This is a genomic window from Acidovorax sp. GW458-11-26-14-TSB4, assembly GCF_059423865.1.
Genome location: NZ_JBWKYR010000010.1, coordinates 173369 through 187936 on the forward strand (window position 1 = coordinate 173369; position 14568 = coordinate 187936).

The following is a 14568-nucleotide window of genomic DNA, read 5'->3' on the forward strand; positions in this document are numbered from 1 at the left end:
AAAACGGCATGGCATGGAGACCTGCGTTGCAAGCACTTACGTGTCCGTGGCGTGCATCAGTTCACGCCCCTGGCCATTTTGCGCGGCCGACAGCAAAACGGCTCATGGTCCTACCCGCTTGCGGGCAGCACCGCAGAAAGATGGGAGGAGAACCCACCCGCACCACCCATCTCGGAGAATCCATGGCCAAATCCCCCGCCAGCCGCAGCCCTGCGGCCAAGACACGTCCATTCCCCACTGCCACCGAGCAGCGCGGAAATGGTGACGAATTGCAACAACAGGCAGGCGGCGCGCACCCGGTCATGACCACCCAGCTGGGCATACCGATCGCCGACAACCAGAATTCGCTGCGCAGCACGCCGCGCGGCCCCACGCTGCTCGAAGACTTTATCCTGCGCGAGAAGATCACGCACTTCGACCATGAGCGCATTCCCGAGCGCATCGTCCATGCCCGTGGCACGGCGGCGCACGGCTATTTCGAGCTGACCGAATCGCTGGAGAAATACACCACCGCCCGCGTGCTCACCGAAGTGGGCGTGCAGACGCCCGTGTTCACCCGCTTTTCCACCGTGGCCGGCGGTGCCGGCTCGGTGGACACGCCGCGCGACGTGCGCGGCTTCGCCGTGAAGCTCTACACGCAGGAGGGCAACTGGGACATCGTGGGCAACAACATCCCGGTGTTTTTCATCCAGGACGCGATGAAGTTCCCCGACCTCGTGCATGCCGTGAAGATGGAGCCTGACCGCGGCTACCCGCAGGCCGGCAGCGCGCACGACACCTTCTGGGACTTTGTCTCGCTGATGCCCGAAACCCTGCACATGGTGATGTGGGCCATGAGCGACCGCACCATTCCGCGCAGCCTGCGCACGATGGAAGGCTTTGGCGTGCACTCGTTCCGGCTCATCAACGCCGAGGGCCAAAGCACCTTCGTGAAGTTCCACTGGCGGCCCAGGCTGGGTATCCAGTCCACGGTGTGGGACGAGGCGGTGAAGCTGCAGGCGGCGGACAACGATTTCCACCGGCGCGACCTTTTCGAGGCCATCGAGGCCGGCAACTACCCTGAATGGGACTTCGCCGTGCAGCTGTTCACCGAGGAAGAAGCGGCCACCTTCCCCTTCGACCACCTGGATCCGACCAAGCTCGTTCCCGAGGAGCTGGTGCCGCTCAAGACCATCGGCCGCATGGTGCTCAACCGCTGGCCCGACAACTTCTTTGCCGAGACCGAGCAGGTGGCCTACTGCCCGGCCAACGTGCCGCCGGGCGTGGATTTCTCGAACGACCCGCTGCTGCAGGGTCGGCTGTTCTCGTACCTGGACACGCAGCTGTCGCGCCTGGGCGGGCCCAATTTCGCGCAGATCCCGGTGAATGCGCCCAAGTGCCCATTCCACAACATGCAGCGCGACGGCCACATGCAGATGAATGTGCCCAAGGGCCGTGTGAACTACGAGCCCAGCAGCCTGCAGGGCGATACGCCGCGCGCATCGCTGGCGCAGGGCTTCCGGCATTTTGCCGAACCGGCTGACGAAGGCGCCAAGGGCCGCATCCGGGCCGAGAGCTTTGCCGACCACTACAGCCAGGCGCGCATGTTCTTTCGCAGCCAGAGCGAGCTGGAGCAATCGCACATCGCCTCGGCCATCGTGTTCGAACTCTCCAAGGTGGCCACGGTGCATGTGCGCGAGGCCGTGGTGGGCCATCTGCAGCATGTGGATGCTGCCCTGGCCCAGCGTGTGGCCGATGGCCTGGGCATGGAAGCCATGCCGCCCAAGCCACCGGCGGCCGTCAAGCCCCAGGACCTGCCGCTGTCGCCTGCACTGCGCATCATCGACCGCATGAAGCCCACGCTGGAGGGCCGCTGCGTGGGCCTGCTGGTGGACGACGGCTCCAACGCCAAATCGGTGGCCGCGCTGCGCAAGGCCATCGAGAAAGCCGGCGCCACGGTGAAGATCGTCGCGCCCAAGGTGGGCGGCGCTGTGATGGACGATGGCAGCCGCCTGCCGGCCGATGGCCAGCTGGCCGGCACGCCGTCCACGGTGTTCGATGCCGTGGCTTCCATCCTGTCGCCAGAGATGGGGCAGAAGCTGGCGCGCGAGGCCGCAGCCGTGGACTGGTTCCGCGATGCCTTCGGTCACCTCAAGGCGATTGCCGCATGCCAAGGCACGCGCGCGATCCTGCAGGCGGGCGGCGTGGAGCCCGACGCAGGCGTGGTAGATCCCAAGGACAGCAAGGCCTTCATCGCGGCCGCGCAGACGCGCCAGTGGGACCGCGAGCCGAAAGTGCGTACCCTCGCCTGAGGCACCACTGCCATGCCCCCCGCCAGCGCCCGCAGTTGGGAGATCGATGCCGTCAGGGGGCTGATGCTGCTGCTGATGACGGTGACGCACCTGCCCACGCGGCTCACGTCACCCCTGGGCCAGCCTTTCGGCTACGTCTCCGCGGCGGAAGGCTTCGTGCTGCTGTCGGCCTACATGGCGGGCATGGTCTATGGCCGGGTGGCCTGGCGCAAGAGCGTGGCGGAGATGCACCATGCCTTCTGGCGCCGGGCGCTGAAGATCTACTCCTGCCACGCGGCGCTGCTGCTGTTCCTGTTCACGGTGATCGCCTTCATCGGCATCCGCATCGAGCAGCCGGCGGTGGTGGATCTGCTGAACTTCTACGTCAAGCAGCCGTTCACAGCCCTGGTGGGCGGCTTGCTGCTGCTCTATGAGCCGCCGTTGCTGGACATCCTGCCGCTGTACGTGCTCTTCATGCTGGCCAGCCCCTGGGTGATGGTCATCGCCTTCGTCTGGGGCTGGCGCCCGGTGATGGCTGTGAGCGGGCTGGTGTGGCTGCTGGCGCAGTTCGGGCTCTCACGCTGGGTGTACGACGGGGTGAGCGCCCTGGTGCCGCTGCCCGTGCCCTTCAACGAGACCGGGGCCTTCGTGATGTGGAGCTGGCAGTTCCTGTGGATGCTGGGGCTGTGGATGGGCGCCACGCGCAACGATCCGAACGCGCCAGCCTTTGCCTTCCCGCGCTGGTCGGTACTGGCGGCGCTGGCCCTGGCCCTCTTCTTGATGGGCTGGCGGCATCTGGTCGGCCAGATTCCCTTCCACCCCGAGGGACCTTACGCCGTATTCAACCCCTGGTTCGACAAATGGGCGCTGGGGCCCATGCGCATGATCAATGTGTTCGTGCTGGTGCTGCTCACCATCCACTACGGCCCCCGCCTGGCAGCCCGCATGCCGCGCCAGCGCTGGCTGGAGACATTGGGCTCGGCCTCGCTGCCGGTGTTCTGCGCGCACCTGGTGCTGGTGCTGGTGGTGCTGGTGGGACTGGGGGCAAAGTACGACCGCCCTTGGGGCACCGACCTGGCACTGCTGGCAGCCTCGTTCGCGGTGCTCCATGCGGTGGCGCGCGCGACCCTGTGGCTGGAACGGCACCAGAAGGAGGACACCACGCCACCGGCCATGTTGGCGCCCGGCCAGAGGCGCCCGCCGATGTATCCACCCGCGCCCGCGCCTGCCCGCACAGCGGTGCAGCCGGCCCCGCACGATCAGACCAAGGCCAACCCCATACCGGGCTGAGCCGGGCGCATCAACGCCCGGTGCTGACCTGGACGGCGGCAGCCGCGGGAATGGCCACCGGCGCTGCGGTGGGTGTGTCCACGCCCTTCTTCGCTGGCTTGTCTGCGCCGGCCTGCAGGGTGGCCTGGCCGCGCCCCACGTAATCGGCGATCACAGAGCGCCACAGCCGGTAGCCGGCATCGCTCATGTGCAGCCGGTCGGGGCCGAACAGTTCGGCCCGGGGGGCGCCATCCATCCCCAGCATGGGCGTGAAGATGTCGATGTAGTCGCTGTTGGGCAAGGTGCGCACATACTCCGCCAGCAGGGCATTGGCCTCGCGCGCCCTGGGCATCAGCTCGGCGCGCAGGGGACTGGGCTTGATGGAGATGTAGGCAATGCGGGTGTCGGGCAGCTCGGCGCGCACGGCGGCGACAAAGCCTTCGAAGCTTTCGAGCACCTGCTGCGGAGACCGGCCTTCGGCCAGGTCGTTGTCACCCGCGTAGACAAACACCTGACGCGGCCGGTACTGCAGCACCAGTTGCTTGACGAAGTACTGGCAGTCGGCCATGGTGGAACCGCCGAAGCCGCGGTTGATGAGCACCGGCACGTCGCGGAAATCCTGGGGCAACTGGGCCCACAGGCGGATGGTGGAGCTGCCCACGAAGAGCACGCCGCCCTCGGCCGGTGCCTGGGCCTTGTCGGATGCGGCAAAGGCATCCATGCTGGCCTGCCAGCGCGCGTAGTGCGAAGCGGACGACTGTGTAGTCTTGTGTCCGGGCGCCAACCCGGCACCAACGGCGGGCGCCGGGTGCACCGCAGCCGAACCCGACACCAGCAGCCCGGACAGCGCCAGGCGCCGGGCCAGCTTGGAAAGGCGTGGAAACTTCTTCATCGTGACCAATCCAGGAAGTGGCACATCATCATTAAGTGGCGCCATTTTCAGGAATTTCACGGTCCAGGCCACCTGTTTTTACACATTCCTCCCGGCTGGCTGCAGCACCATCCAGCTGTTGCACCTGCACCATCCGCTCGGATGGATTCAGCGCTGGGCGGGACCGTTGAGCGTCTGGGTGCTGTAGGTATGCAAATCGGCCGACGCTGCCAGCGTGGCCATGCCCTTGCCGCCGCGCTTGCTGGCGTAGAGGGCTTGGTCGGTCCGGTCGATGAGCGCGGGCAGGGGTTCGGCCGCATCGCCCTGGAACACGGCGACACCCACACTGGCGCCAATGGCCACATGTTCCCCGTTGTCCAGCCCGATCGGCGCCCCCATGTCGGCGATCACGCGCTGGGCCACCTCCATCGCGGCCTCGGGCGACGACACCGCGTTGAGCACCAGCGCGAATTCGTCGCCCCCCAGGCGGGCCGCCGTGTCATTGGCCCGCGCCAGGCCCGCCAGCCGCTGGCCCACGCGCACCAGCACCTGGTCGCCGCAGCCATGGCCCTTGGTGTCGTTGATGGACTTGAAACCGTCCAGGTCGATCAGCAGCAGCGCCCCGGCACGGCGGTCGCGGTAGGCGGCAAGCACGGCCTGCGACAGCCGGTCCTCGAACAGGCGGCGGTTGGGCAGGCCGGTCAGGCGGTCGTGGCTGGCCAGCGCCAGCACCTGCTGGTGCGCGCGGACCAGCCAGGCGGTGAGCAGGCCCAGGAGCAGTGCGAACACATAGGACAGCGCCACGATCAGCGTGGGTGCGCCGCCTGCGGCCCCCCAGCCGCCCACCGGCACGGCGCCCAGGATCCAGCTGCCGCCCCCGGGCAAGGGCACGTCGAGCGTGACCGGCTTTTCATCGAACAGACCGGCCCGGCCCACGAACACCGCGCCCTGGGCACCCATGGCATCGAGGCCGCGCGCGGCCACCTGGAAGCCCATCTGGTCGGCATGGAGTCCCACGTCGGTGAACAGCGTGTCGGCATTCACGGCCAGCGAGACGATGCCCCAGTAGCGCGGCTCGGCCACGCCGGTGGTGCCCGGTGCCACCGGCAGGAACACCGGCGTGCGGCTCACGATGCCCAGCCCGCCCTGTACCAGCGGGATGGGGCCGGCCACCACCGTGCGCCGGGTCTGGATGGCGCGCTCCACCGCGCTGCGTTGCTGCGGGTTGTCCAGGTAGCGCAAGCCCAGGGCCTTCTCGTTGCCCAGGCGCGGGTAGACGTCGCTGATGACATTGTCCGGCGCCAGCGCCAGGTTGCGGATGTTGCGCTGGCTCTCCAGCAGCCGCCCCACCACCGTGGCGAAGATCTCGGGTGACATATGGCCCTGCGCCGCCACGAAGGCAGCAACCGTCTCGGGCACCGACAGCGTGCTCTGCAGCTGGCGGTCCAGCCGGTCACGGATTTCGAGCAGATGGCTTTGCGCGCGGGCCACGACCTCGGTGCGCGCCTTGGTGTGCGAGATGCCGATCACCAGCCAGGCCAGCAGCATGGCCAGCGCGCCGCTGACCAGCCCCACCAGCAAGGGCAGGAAGCGGGACTGCAGCCAGTGCGCTGGCAGGCGGGCGGTGGGCATAGGGGAGGTAGGAGCCGGCCTGCGCAGACGGGACTACTGGGCCACGAAGCCGGTATCCTTGATGATCCTGGTCCAGGCGGCGGTGTAGGCCTTTTCGCGCGCGGCGAACTGTGTGGGCGACATGTGCCCCACGGTCAGGCCCATGGCGGTGAGGTGGTCGCGCACCTCGGGCATGGCGATCACCTTGGCCACGGCGTTCGAGAAGTCCGTGACGAACTTCTGCGGCGTGCCCGTGGGCGCATAGATGCCGTAGTACGGCAGGTCCTCGAAGCCCTTGAGGCCCAGTTCGTCGAAGGTCGGCACATCGGGCATGGCGGCCTGGCGGTTCTTGCCCAGCACGGCCACCACGCGCACCTTGCCGGCCTTGTGGTTCTCGATGAAGTCGGGGATGGAGGCCACGCCGGCGCCGATCTGGTTGCCCAGCATGTCGGCCATCATGGGCGCGCTGCCGCGGTAGGGGGCCGACACCAGGTCGATGCCGAACTTGCCGCCGACCAGTTTCACGAGAAATTCAGGGGTGGATGCCGGCGCGGGAATGCCCACCGCACCTTTGCCACCACCGGCGGTCTTGACCCAGGTGACGTATTCATTGAACGACTTGGCGGGCGTGCCGCCCGAGACCGCGAAGGCATTCACGAAGGTTGCGATGCCGACCACGGGGATGAAGTCACGCGCAGGGTCGAAGCCGGCGTTCTTCACGACCTGGGGCAGGATGGAGATGGTGTGGTCGTGGGTCAGAAACAACACCGTGCCATCCGCCGGGCCGGCCTTGAGCGTCTGGGCCGCGATCTGGCCGCCCGCCCCAGGCTTGTTCTCCACTACCACCGACGTGCCCAGCTCGTCCTTGAGCTTGTCGGCCAGGGTGCGCGCGATGGCGTCGGTGCCGCCCCCAGCGGGAAAGCCCACCAGCAGCCGGATCGGCTTGGGCTGGGCGGATGCCAGGCCCGCGGCCGCAAGGCCCAGGAGCAGCGCACCGGTGCGCAGGGTATTCACGAAAAGGCGGCGGCGGGACGGTGTCATGCGAGGGCTCCAACAGGTAATCAGATGCAACAGGCGAGGATCGTAGCCGCACGCCGCTGCGCTGTCATGCGCCGCCGGTGGGCGGCACCATCGCTATGCAAGAAGCACGCCCAGCCGGGGCTCAGCCCAGGCGCGCGCGGTGGCGTGCCAGCTGGGCTCGCACCTGGGCCGGCGCGGTACCGCCCAGGGTGTTGCGCGCATTGAGCGAGCCGCGCAGGCTCAGCGCGTCGAACACGTCCTTCTCGATCTGCGGGTGGAAGCCCTGCAGCACGGCCAGCGGCAATTCCGACAGGTCCACCTGGTGCGATACGGCGGCCTTCACAGCGTGGGCCACGGTTTCGTGCGCATCGCGGAAGGGCAGGCCCTTCTTGACCAGGTAGTCGGCCAGGTCGGTGGCGGTGGCATAGCCCTTGAGCGCGGCTTGCTCCATGGCGGGGGCGTTGACGGTGATGCCGCCCTCCTTCTTGCCCGTGGCGGGGTTCAGCTGGCCACCGACCATCTCGGCGAAGATGCGCAGCGTGTCCTTGAGCGTGTCCACGGTGTCGAACAGCGGTTCTTTGTCTTCCTGGTTGTCCTTGTTGTAGGCCAGGGGTTGGCCCTTCATGAGGGTGATCAGGCCCATCAGGTGGCCGACCACACGGCCGGTCTTGCCGCGCGCGAGCTCCGGCACATCGGGGTTCTTCTTCTGCGGCATGATGGAGCTGCCGGTGGTGAAGCGGTCGGCGATGCGGATGAAACCGAAGTTCTGGCTCATCCAGATGATGAGCTCTTCGCTCAGGCGGCTCACGTGCACCATGCACAGGCTGGCTGCCGCGGTGAACTCGATGGCGAAGTCGCGGTCGCTCACGGCGTCCAGGCTGTTCTGGCAGACGCCTTCCATGCCCAGGGTACGCGCCACGCGCTCGCGGTCCAGCGGGTAGGTGGTGCCGGCCAGGGCGGCGGAGCCCAGGGGCAGCACGTTGACGCGGCGGCGCACGTCGGCCATGCGCTCGGCGTCGCGGGCGAACATTTCCACGTAGGCCAGCATGTGGTGGCCAAAGCTCACGGGCTGGGCCACCTGCAGGTGGGTGAAGCCCGGAAGGATGACTTCCACGTTCTGCTCGGCCACGTCCACCAGCGACACCTGCAGCTCCTTGAGCAGGTCGGCGATCAGGTCGATCTCGCCGCGCAGCCACAGGCGCACGTCGGTGGCCACCTGGTCGTTGCGGCTGCGGCCGGTGTGCAGGCGCTTGCCGGCATCGCCCACCAGTTGGGTCAGGCGCGCCTCGATGTTCAGGTGCACGTCCTCGAGGTCGAGCTTCCATTCAAAGCCGCCGGACTCGATCTCCGAGGCGATCTGCGCCATCCCGCGCTGGATGTCGGCGTGGTCGTTGGCGCTGATGATGCCCTGCGCGGCCAGCATCTCGGCATGCGCCAGGCTGCCGGCGATGTCGGCCTGCCACAGGCGCTTGTCGAAGAACACGCTGGAGGTGTAGCGCTTGACCAGGTCGCTCATGGGCTCCGAAAAAAGCGCCGACCAGGCCTGGGCCTTGGTGTCGAGCTGGTTGTGGGAGGGCGCGGACGGCACGCTGTTGGCTTGGCTGTTGGACATGGGAGGGCAATAATCCGGTAGTTCTGACACCCGGAACATCCGGATGCCGCAATGCAAAACACGCAAATTTTATCGACCCAGCCTCCCGAGGCCGAATCGGGCACGCCCAGAGGCCCTTCGCGCAGCGGTCCACCCGCTGCCGGAAGGGCGCTGGTGTTCGACGCCTGCCAGGTCGGCGTGGTGCTGCGGGCCGTGCTGTTCGTCGAGGTGGTGGTGGGCGTGGGCACCCTGTTCGGCGCCCGCGATCCCGCCGAGTGGCTGGCCAGCGTGGCCCTGGTGACGGGCGGCGCCCTGCCGGCCACCCTGGCCTGGCTGATCACCGCCTGCAGCCTGAAGACCGTGCTGCAGGGCCTGGGCACCGGCCAGCAGTACGCGGCCGGCGTGACGCTCGGTGCGCTGGCGGGGCTGTACGCCTGCGCCATGCTCACGCTGGCCGGCGTGGCCGAACGCTCGCCCTGGGTGGCCAGCGCCGCCACCGGCGCCCTGCTCTCGGCCCTGCTGGTCGCAGCCCTGGTGCTGCGCGCGCGGGGCCGCACGCCGGCGGCCACCACGGCACGCCTGACCGAGTTGCAGTCGCGCATCCGCCCGCACTTTCTGTTCAACACCCTCAACAGCGCCATCGCGCTGGTGCGCAAGGAGCCCGCCAAGGCCGAGTCACTGCTCGAAGACCTGAGCGACCTGTTCCGCGTGGCGCTCGTCGAGCAGGGAGAGTCGACCACGCTGGGCGAGGAAATCACCCTCGCGCGCCGCTACCTGGGCATCGAGGAGGTGCGCTTCGGCAAGCGCCTGCAGGTGCAGTGGAGCCTGGACCCGCGCACCGACAGCGCCCGACTGCCGCCCCTGCTGCTGCAGCCGCTGGTGGAAAACGCGGTCAAGCATGGCGTGGAGCCCAGCCCGCGGGGCGGCAAGCTCAAGGTGATGACCGAGCTGCGCGGCAACCGCGTGGTGGTGCGCATCACCAACACCCTGCCCGCTACCGACATCCGCTACCACGACGTGCCGCGCGGCCACGGCATCGCCCTGGCCAACGTGCGCGCGCGCCTGGCCCTGCTGCACGACGTGCAGGGCGAATTCACGGCCGGCGTGCTCGACGGCCTGTACCAGGTGCGCATCACCCTGCCCGTGCAGGACCGGCCGGCCCGCGTGGCCAGCCGCCCCCGCAGCCCTGGACGGCCGGCCGCGTCGCCATCCCCCTCCTCCGCCCCAACCCGCAATGCCGCGCCATGAACATCCTGATCGTTGACGACGAAGCCCTGGCCCGCAGCCGCCTGCGCACCCTGTTGGGCGACTGCGCCGACACCCTGCACACCACGGTGTCCGAGGCCGGCAATGCCGGCGAGGCCATGGCCCTGCTCGGCCCCACCGGCGGCAGCGCCTTCGACGTGGTGCTGCTCGACATCCACATGCCCGGCCAGGATGGCCTGGGCCTGGCGCATGCGCTGCAGGCCCTGGCGCGCCCGCCGGCCGTGGTTTTCGTGACGGCCCATGCCGACCATGCGGTGAATGCCTTCGAGCTCGATGCCGTGGACTACCTCACCAAGCCGGTGCGGCGCGAACGCCTGCAGCAGGCCCTGGCCAAGGTGCAGCGCACCACCCGTCCCACCCACACCCCGGCAGCCCCTTCGGCCGCCGATGGCGAGGCCCTGGTGATCCAGGACCGGGGCCGCACCGAGCGCCTGCCGCTGGCCGAGGTGCTGTATTTCAAGGCCGAGCAGAAGTACGTGACGGTGCGCACCGCCACGCGCAGCTACATCATGGACGGCGCCCTGAGCGAGCTGGAGGCGCGCTACCCCACGCGCTTTTTGCGCATCCACCGCAATGCCCTGGTGGCCCGGCGCGCCGTGCGCGCGCTGGAGAAGCACTACGACCCGGAGGAAGGCGACGGCTGGGCCGTGCGCCTTCAGGGCATGACGGAGCTGCTCACTGTCTCGCGCCGGCAGGTGGCCGCCGTGCGCGAGGAGCTGGCGCGCTAGGGCCTGTTCACACCAATTTCGGGCAACGCGATCCCCGAAATTGGTGTTAACAGGCCCTAATGCCCATGGGCCGCACCGCTGACCAAGGTGACGATCACCATGCCGGCGATCAGCCAGGCGACCTGGGCCACGGTCTCGCGCGCGGAGAGGCGCTTTTGCAGTTGGGGAATCAGGTCGGCCAGGGCGACGTAGACAAAACTGCTCGATGCCACGGCCAGGAAGTACGGCAGCAGGTCCTGCAGCTGCCCCACGAGGAAATAGCCCACGATGCCGCCCAGCGCCGTGACGGCCCCCGCCAGCGACACCTTGACCAGGGCCATGCGCCGGTTGGGGCTGGTCTGGCGCAGCACCACCAGATCGCCCATGTGGTGCGGCACTTCGTGCGCCAGCACCGACACGGCAGCGATCATGCCCAGCCGGATATCGGCCATGAAGGCCGACGCGATCAGGATGCCATCACCGAAACAGTGCACGCTGTCGCCCGTGAGCACGGCCCAGCCGCCGGCGCGGGGAGCGCCATGGTGATGGTGGTGGTGACCATGCCCATGATCGTGGCCTGCATGGTCGTGGTCGTGCTCCGTGGCGGGCGCCGCGTGGCTGTGCTCATGCCCATGGTGCCAGAGCTCGGCCTTGTCGAGCAGAAAGAAGAACACCACGCCGATCAGCAGCGTGGCAAACAGGTCGTGCGCGCCGGCCTGGCTCTCGAAGGCCTCGGGCAAAAGGTGCATGAAGGCGGTGGCCAGCAAAGCGCCGGCCGCCAGGCTCAGGAGGTGCTGGGGGCCCACGCTGTCGGAACGCCCGCCAAGGCCCAGGCGCATCAGCAGCGCGGCCAGCCACACGCTGCCGATCCCGGCAGCCAGGGTGGCGAGGATGATTGCTATCAGAGTCATAGCTGTATGTGACCGTCCATTGAGCGATAGGTATGGGTTCTTATGTCAATCGGGGGGCACCACGGGCTCGGTCCGGCGCAAGGCCATCCCTTTCGGGGGCCGGCCTGCATCGGCGTGAAAAAAGCCGCCCCTGAAGGCAGGGGCGGCTGATTGTAGGAGAGCGCTCGGTCAGACGACGCCGTTCGCCTTGAACCAGGCCAGCGCACGCTTCCAGCCATCATCGGCCGCTTCCTTGCGATAGCTGGGGCGGTAGTCGGCATGGAACGCGTGCGGCGCATCGGGGTACACCACGAATTCCGAAGCCTTGGCGGCGGCGGTGCCACCGGCCAGGGCAGTTTTCATCTTATCAACCGTGTCAAGGGGGATGCCGGTGTCTTTTTCACCGTACAGGCCCAGCACCGGCGCCTTGAGGATGGGGGCGATCTCCACCGGGTGCTTGGGCGTGAGGTCGCTGGCCTGGCCCACGAGGCGGCCGTACCAGGCCACGCCGGCCTTGACCGGGCCGTGCGCCGCATACAGCCAGGTGATGCGGCCACCCCAGCAAAAGCCGGTGATGCCGATGCGCGCGGCGTCACCGCCATTGGCGGTGGCCCAGGCCACGGCGGCGTCGAGGTCGGCCATCACCTGGGCGTCGGGCACCTTGGAGACGATTTCGGCGGTGATCTTGGCGGCCTCGGTGTACTTGGAAGGATCGCCCTGGCGCGCATAGAGCTGCGGGGCGATGGCCAGGTAGCCGGCCTTGGCGAAGCGGCGGCAGGTGTCGGCGATGTATTCGTGCACACCGAAGATCTCCTGGATCACCAGCACCACGGGCAGGTTGGTCTTGCCTTCCGGCGCTGCGCGGTAGGCCGGCACCTTGAAGCCGCCCACGGTGAAGCTGACCTCGCCGGCGGTCAGGCCGTCGGCCGGAGTGGCGATGGCCGTCTGCGCCATCAGCGGCGTGGCCGCGGCGGCATAGCCCAGGCCCAGGGCCGTCTGCAGGGCCAGGCGGCGCGTGGCGCCGGCTTCGGTGGTGCGGCCGGGCACCAGGGCCTCGGTATCCAGTCGGTGGTCGTCGCTCAGCATCGTTGATCTCCAGGAGAAAAGGGAACAAGGCGAGCGCGCAGTCTAGGGGGTTTAGAGGAACACTGCCAGAGCGCTCCCAAAGGCAGCAGCGGGCAATGGGCATGCCCGGGCAGCCGCCTGGGCTCAACCGCCGGGCAAGGCGTCCACGTAGGCCTGCCGCGCCAGTGCCGCTGCCAGCACGGCCGACGGGTTGACCAGCACCATGCCCGGCAGTGCAGGCCCTTCGGACAGCGCCAGGGGGATCTCCGTGCAGCCCATGACGAGGGTGGCGATGCCGTGGCGCTGCTGCAGAGCGAGTGCGACCGACTCGAAGCGATCCCGCGCGAGCGCATAGTCGCCGGCCTTCACGCCGTCGTAAATGCCTTGCATCAGCCGCTCGCGCTCGGCATCGGTGGGCAGGTGGCACGCGATGCCTGCACGCCCGAGATCGCCCTGGTACAGGCCCGCGTCATAGGCACCGCGCGTGGCCAGCAGGCCCACGCTGCGCACCTGGTGTGCCGCAAGGCCAGCCACCACCTCCTGCACGCCATGCAGCACCACCAGTTGGGGAAAGCGCTGCTGCAACAGCCCATGCCAGGCATGGGCCGTGTTGCAGGCGATGGCAACCGCACGGGCCCCCAGCGCTGCCAGGCGGCCGGTGGCCTGCAGCATGGGTTCGGCCGGCTGGTGCGCACCCGGGCGGGTATCGCCCAGTGCGGCCGTGCGGTCGGGAATGGGCACCTGCGCCAGCCAGTGCTCAGGATAGGCCTGGTCGTGCACGGGGATGCCCAGCTGCGCCATGCGCTCGCCGCAGGCCTGCACGAACAGGCGCGCGAAGTCCGCGCCCGCCGCGGGCCCCATGCCGCCCAGGATGCCCACCGTCTGCGTGGCGGGGCGATGGCGTGCCGACAACATGCTCGGTGGCTCCCTTCAGACGGCCGGCTTGTCGCTCTGGGCCGACAGGTTGTCGCGCAGCTCCTTGCCCATGGGCAGCTTGAGGTTCTGGCCGCGCGGTGCAATCGGCGACATGAACCACTTGGTGTAGAGCTTCTCGAACTCGCCGGACTTCATCATGCCGCCGATGACACCGTTGACCAGGGCCTGGAACTGCGGGTCGTCCTTGCGCAGCATGCAGGCGTAGGGCTCGACCTGCAGCGCATCGCCCACCACGTCCCATTCGGCCGGGTTGCGCGCATTGGCCATCAGGCCGTAGAGCAGGATGTCGTCCATGGCAAAGGCATCGGCCCGGCCGGTGTCCACCAGCAGCAGCGAATCCTCGTGGTCCTTGCCCATCAGGATCTCCATGTCGAGCTTGTTGTCGCGGTCGTACTTGCGCACCACCTGGGCGTTGGTGGTGCCCGAGGTGGTGGAGATCTTGCGCTTGGCCAGGTCGCTGAAGTTCTTGATGCCCGAGGTCTTCTTGGTCAAGAGGCGCGTGCCGGTATAGAAGTAGTTGGTGGCGAACTGCACATCCTTTCCGCGCACGCTGTTGTTGGTGGTGGAGCCGCATTCCAGGTCCACCGTACCGTTCTGCACCAGGGGGATGCGGTTGAGCGAGGTGACGGGCTGCAGCTCGACCTTGATCGCGGGGTTGTTCAACCGCTTCTTGACCGCATCGGCCACCGCATTGGAAATGTCCACCGCAAAGCCCACAGGCTGGCCGGGGCCCGCCAGGTAGCTGAAGGGCACGGACGATTCGCGGTAGGCCAGCGTGATCTTGCCGGTGTCGGCGATCTTCTTGAGCGTGTCGGCACTGGCGATGGAACAGGCCAGGAGGCCGGTGGCCAGCAGGGCGGCACGGGTGGTGGCGGACAGTCGCATGGAAATCCCTTCGTGAGGAGGTGAATGAGAAAGAAAAAGGCAAGGCGTGAACGCACTGTAGAAATTTGCCGCCGCTTTGAACAATTCATTTCACCGGGGAGGCCATGCCGGAAAGTTATGCCTGGGGCATATCCGCCCCATAACCTGCCGTCATGGCCCCCGTGCTCATCGGCATTGTTCAAAACCG

General features: G+C 68.1%; 12 protein-coding genes. 4 read left to right on the top strand and 8 right to left on the bottom strand.

All coding sequences use genetic code 11. The features are described 5' to 3' along the window. Positions 1-182 precede the first annotated feature (182 nt). Entirely contained in the window at positions 183-2291 is a 2109-nt protein-coding gene (locus AC07X5_RS20520) for a catalase (protein ID WP_494771620.1), read from the top strand. A gap of 12 nt (positions 2292-2303) precedes the next feature. Further along, complete coding sequence (gene opgC / locus AC07X5_RS20525) at positions 2304-3560, top strand: OpgC domain-containing protein (RefSeq protein ID WP_494771621.1); 1257 nt, start codon at positions 2304-2306, stop codon at positions 3558-3560. Positions 3561-3570: 10 nt separating this feature from the next. On the opposite strand, the gene AC07X5_RS20530 is transcribed toward opgC, so the two are convergent. The 4 genes from AC07X5_RS20530 to argH form a co-directional block, all read right to left on the bottom strand. Beyond that, positions 3571-4431: an SGNH/GDSL hydrolase family protein gene (locus AC07X5_RS20530; RefSeq protein WP_494771622.1), complete on the bottom strand. Its 861-nt coding sequence runs from the start codon at positions 4429-4431 to the stop codon at positions 3571-3573. 147 nt (positions 4432-4578) lie between these two features. Next, complete coding sequence (locus AC07X5_RS20535; protein WP_494771623.1) at positions 4579-6042, bottom strand: diguanylate cyclase domain-containing protein; 1464 nt, start codon at positions 6040-6042, stop codon at positions 4579-4581. A gap of 33 nt (positions 6043-6075) precedes the next feature. Next, a complete protein-coding gene (locus AC07X5_RS20540) occupies positions 6076-7062 on the bottom strand; it encodes a Bug family tripartite tricarboxylate transporter substrate binding protein (RefSeq protein ID WP_494771624.1) in 987 nt (328 codons plus the stop codon). A gap of 121 nt (positions 7063-7183) precedes the next feature. Next, positions 7184-8653 carry an argininosuccinate lyase gene (gene argH / locus AC07X5_RS20545; RefSeq protein ID WP_494771625.1) on the bottom strand — a complete coding sequence of 490 codons (1470 nt, stop codon included), beginning with the start codon at positions 8651-8653 and terminating at the stop codon, positions 7184-7186. Between the two features lie 51 nt (positions 8654-8704). Between argH and AC07X5_RS20550 the strand changes: the two genes are divergently transcribed. Continuing rightward, positions 8705-9880, top strand: coding sequence for a sensor histidine kinase (locus tag AC07X5_RS20550; RefSeq protein WP_494771626.1), 1176 nt, complete (start codon positions 8705-8707; stop codon positions 9878-9880). Beyond that, positions 9877-10626 (top strand): LytR/AlgR family response regulator transcription factor, encoded by a 750-nt coding sequence (locus AC07X5_RS20555; protein ID WP_409963927.1) that lies wholly within the window; start codon positions 9877-9879, stop codon positions 10624-10626. Before AC07X5_RS20550 ends, AC07X5_RS20555 begins: the two co-directional genes overlap by 4 nt. Positions 10627-10682: 56 nt before the next feature. On the opposite strand, the gene AC07X5_RS20560 is transcribed toward AC07X5_RS20555, so the two are convergent. The 4 genes from AC07X5_RS20560 to AC07X5_RS20575 form a co-directional block, all read right to left on the bottom strand. Then, entirely contained in the window at positions 10683-11516 is an 834-nt protein-coding gene (locus AC07X5_RS20560) for a ZIP family metal transporter (RefSeq protein WP_409963925.1), read from the bottom strand. A 168-nt stretch (positions 11517-11684) separates the two neighbouring features. Beyond that, on the bottom strand, positions 11685-12581 hold the full coding sequence (locus AC07X5_RS20565) for a dienelactone hydrolase family protein (protein WP_494771627.1): 897 nt from the start codon (positions 12579-12581) through the stop codon (positions 11685-11687). 123 nt (positions 12582-12704) lie between these two features. Next, positions 12705-13475 carry an aspartate/glutamate racemase family protein gene (locus AC07X5_RS20570; RefSeq protein ID WP_494771628.1) on the bottom strand — a complete coding sequence of 257 codons (771 nt, stop codon included), beginning with the start codon at positions 13473-13475 and terminating at the stop codon, positions 12705-12707. A gap of 15 nt (positions 13476-13490) precedes the next feature. After that, positions 13491-14381 carry an amino acid ABC transporter substrate-binding protein gene (locus AC07X5_RS20575; RefSeq protein ID WP_494771629.1) on the bottom strand — a complete coding sequence of 297 codons (891 nt, stop codon included), beginning with the start codon at positions 14379-14381 and terminating at the stop codon, positions 13491-13493. Positions 14382-14568 lie beyond the last annotated feature (187 nt).

Coding starts and splice junctions, on each gene's coding strand:
- AC07X5_RS20520 (WP_494771620.1), top strand. CDS start 183: ATGGCCAAATCCCCCGCCAGCCGCAGCCCTGCGGCCAAGACACGTCCA.
- opgC (WP_494771621.1), top strand. CDS start 2,304: ATGCCCCCCGCCAGCGCCCGCAGTTGGGAGATCGATGCCGTCAGGGGG.
- AC07X5_RS20530 (WP_494771622.1), bottom strand. CDS start 4,431: ATGAAGAAGTTTCCACGCCTTTCCAAGCTGGCCCGGCGCCTGGCGCTG.
- AC07X5_RS20535 (WP_494771623.1), bottom strand. CDS start 6,042: ATGCCCACCGCCCGCCTGCCAGCGCACTGGCTGCAGTCCCGCTTCCTG.
- AC07X5_RS20540 (WP_494771624.1), bottom strand. CDS start 7,062: ATGACACCGTCCCGCCGCCGCCTTTTCGTGAATACCCTGCGCACCGGT.
- argH (WP_494771625.1), bottom strand. CDS start 8,653: ATGTCCAACAGCCAAGCCAACAGCGTGCCGTCCGCGCCCTCCCACAAC.
- AC07X5_RS20550 (WP_494771626.1), top strand. CDS start 8,705: ATGCAAAACACGCAAATTTTATCGACCCAGCCTCCCGAGGCCGAATCG.
- AC07X5_RS20555 (WP_409963927.1), top strand. CDS start 9,877: ATGAACATCCTGATCGTTGACGACGAAGCCCTGGCCCGCAGCCGCCTG.
- AC07X5_RS20560 (WP_409963925.1), bottom strand. CDS start 11,516: ATGACTCTGATAGCAATCATCCTCGCCACCCTGGCTGCCGGGATCGGC.
- AC07X5_RS20565 (WP_494771627.1), bottom strand. CDS start 12,581: ATGCTGAGCGACGACCACCGACTGGATACCGAGGCCCTGGTGCCCGGC.
- AC07X5_RS20570 (WP_494771628.1), bottom strand. CDS start 13,475: ATGTTGTCGGCACGCCATCGCCCCGCCACGCAGACGGTGGGCATCCTG.
- AC07X5_RS20575 (WP_494771629.1), bottom strand. CDS start 14,381: ATGCGACTGTCCGCCACCACCCGTGCCGCCCTGCTGGCCACCGGCCTC.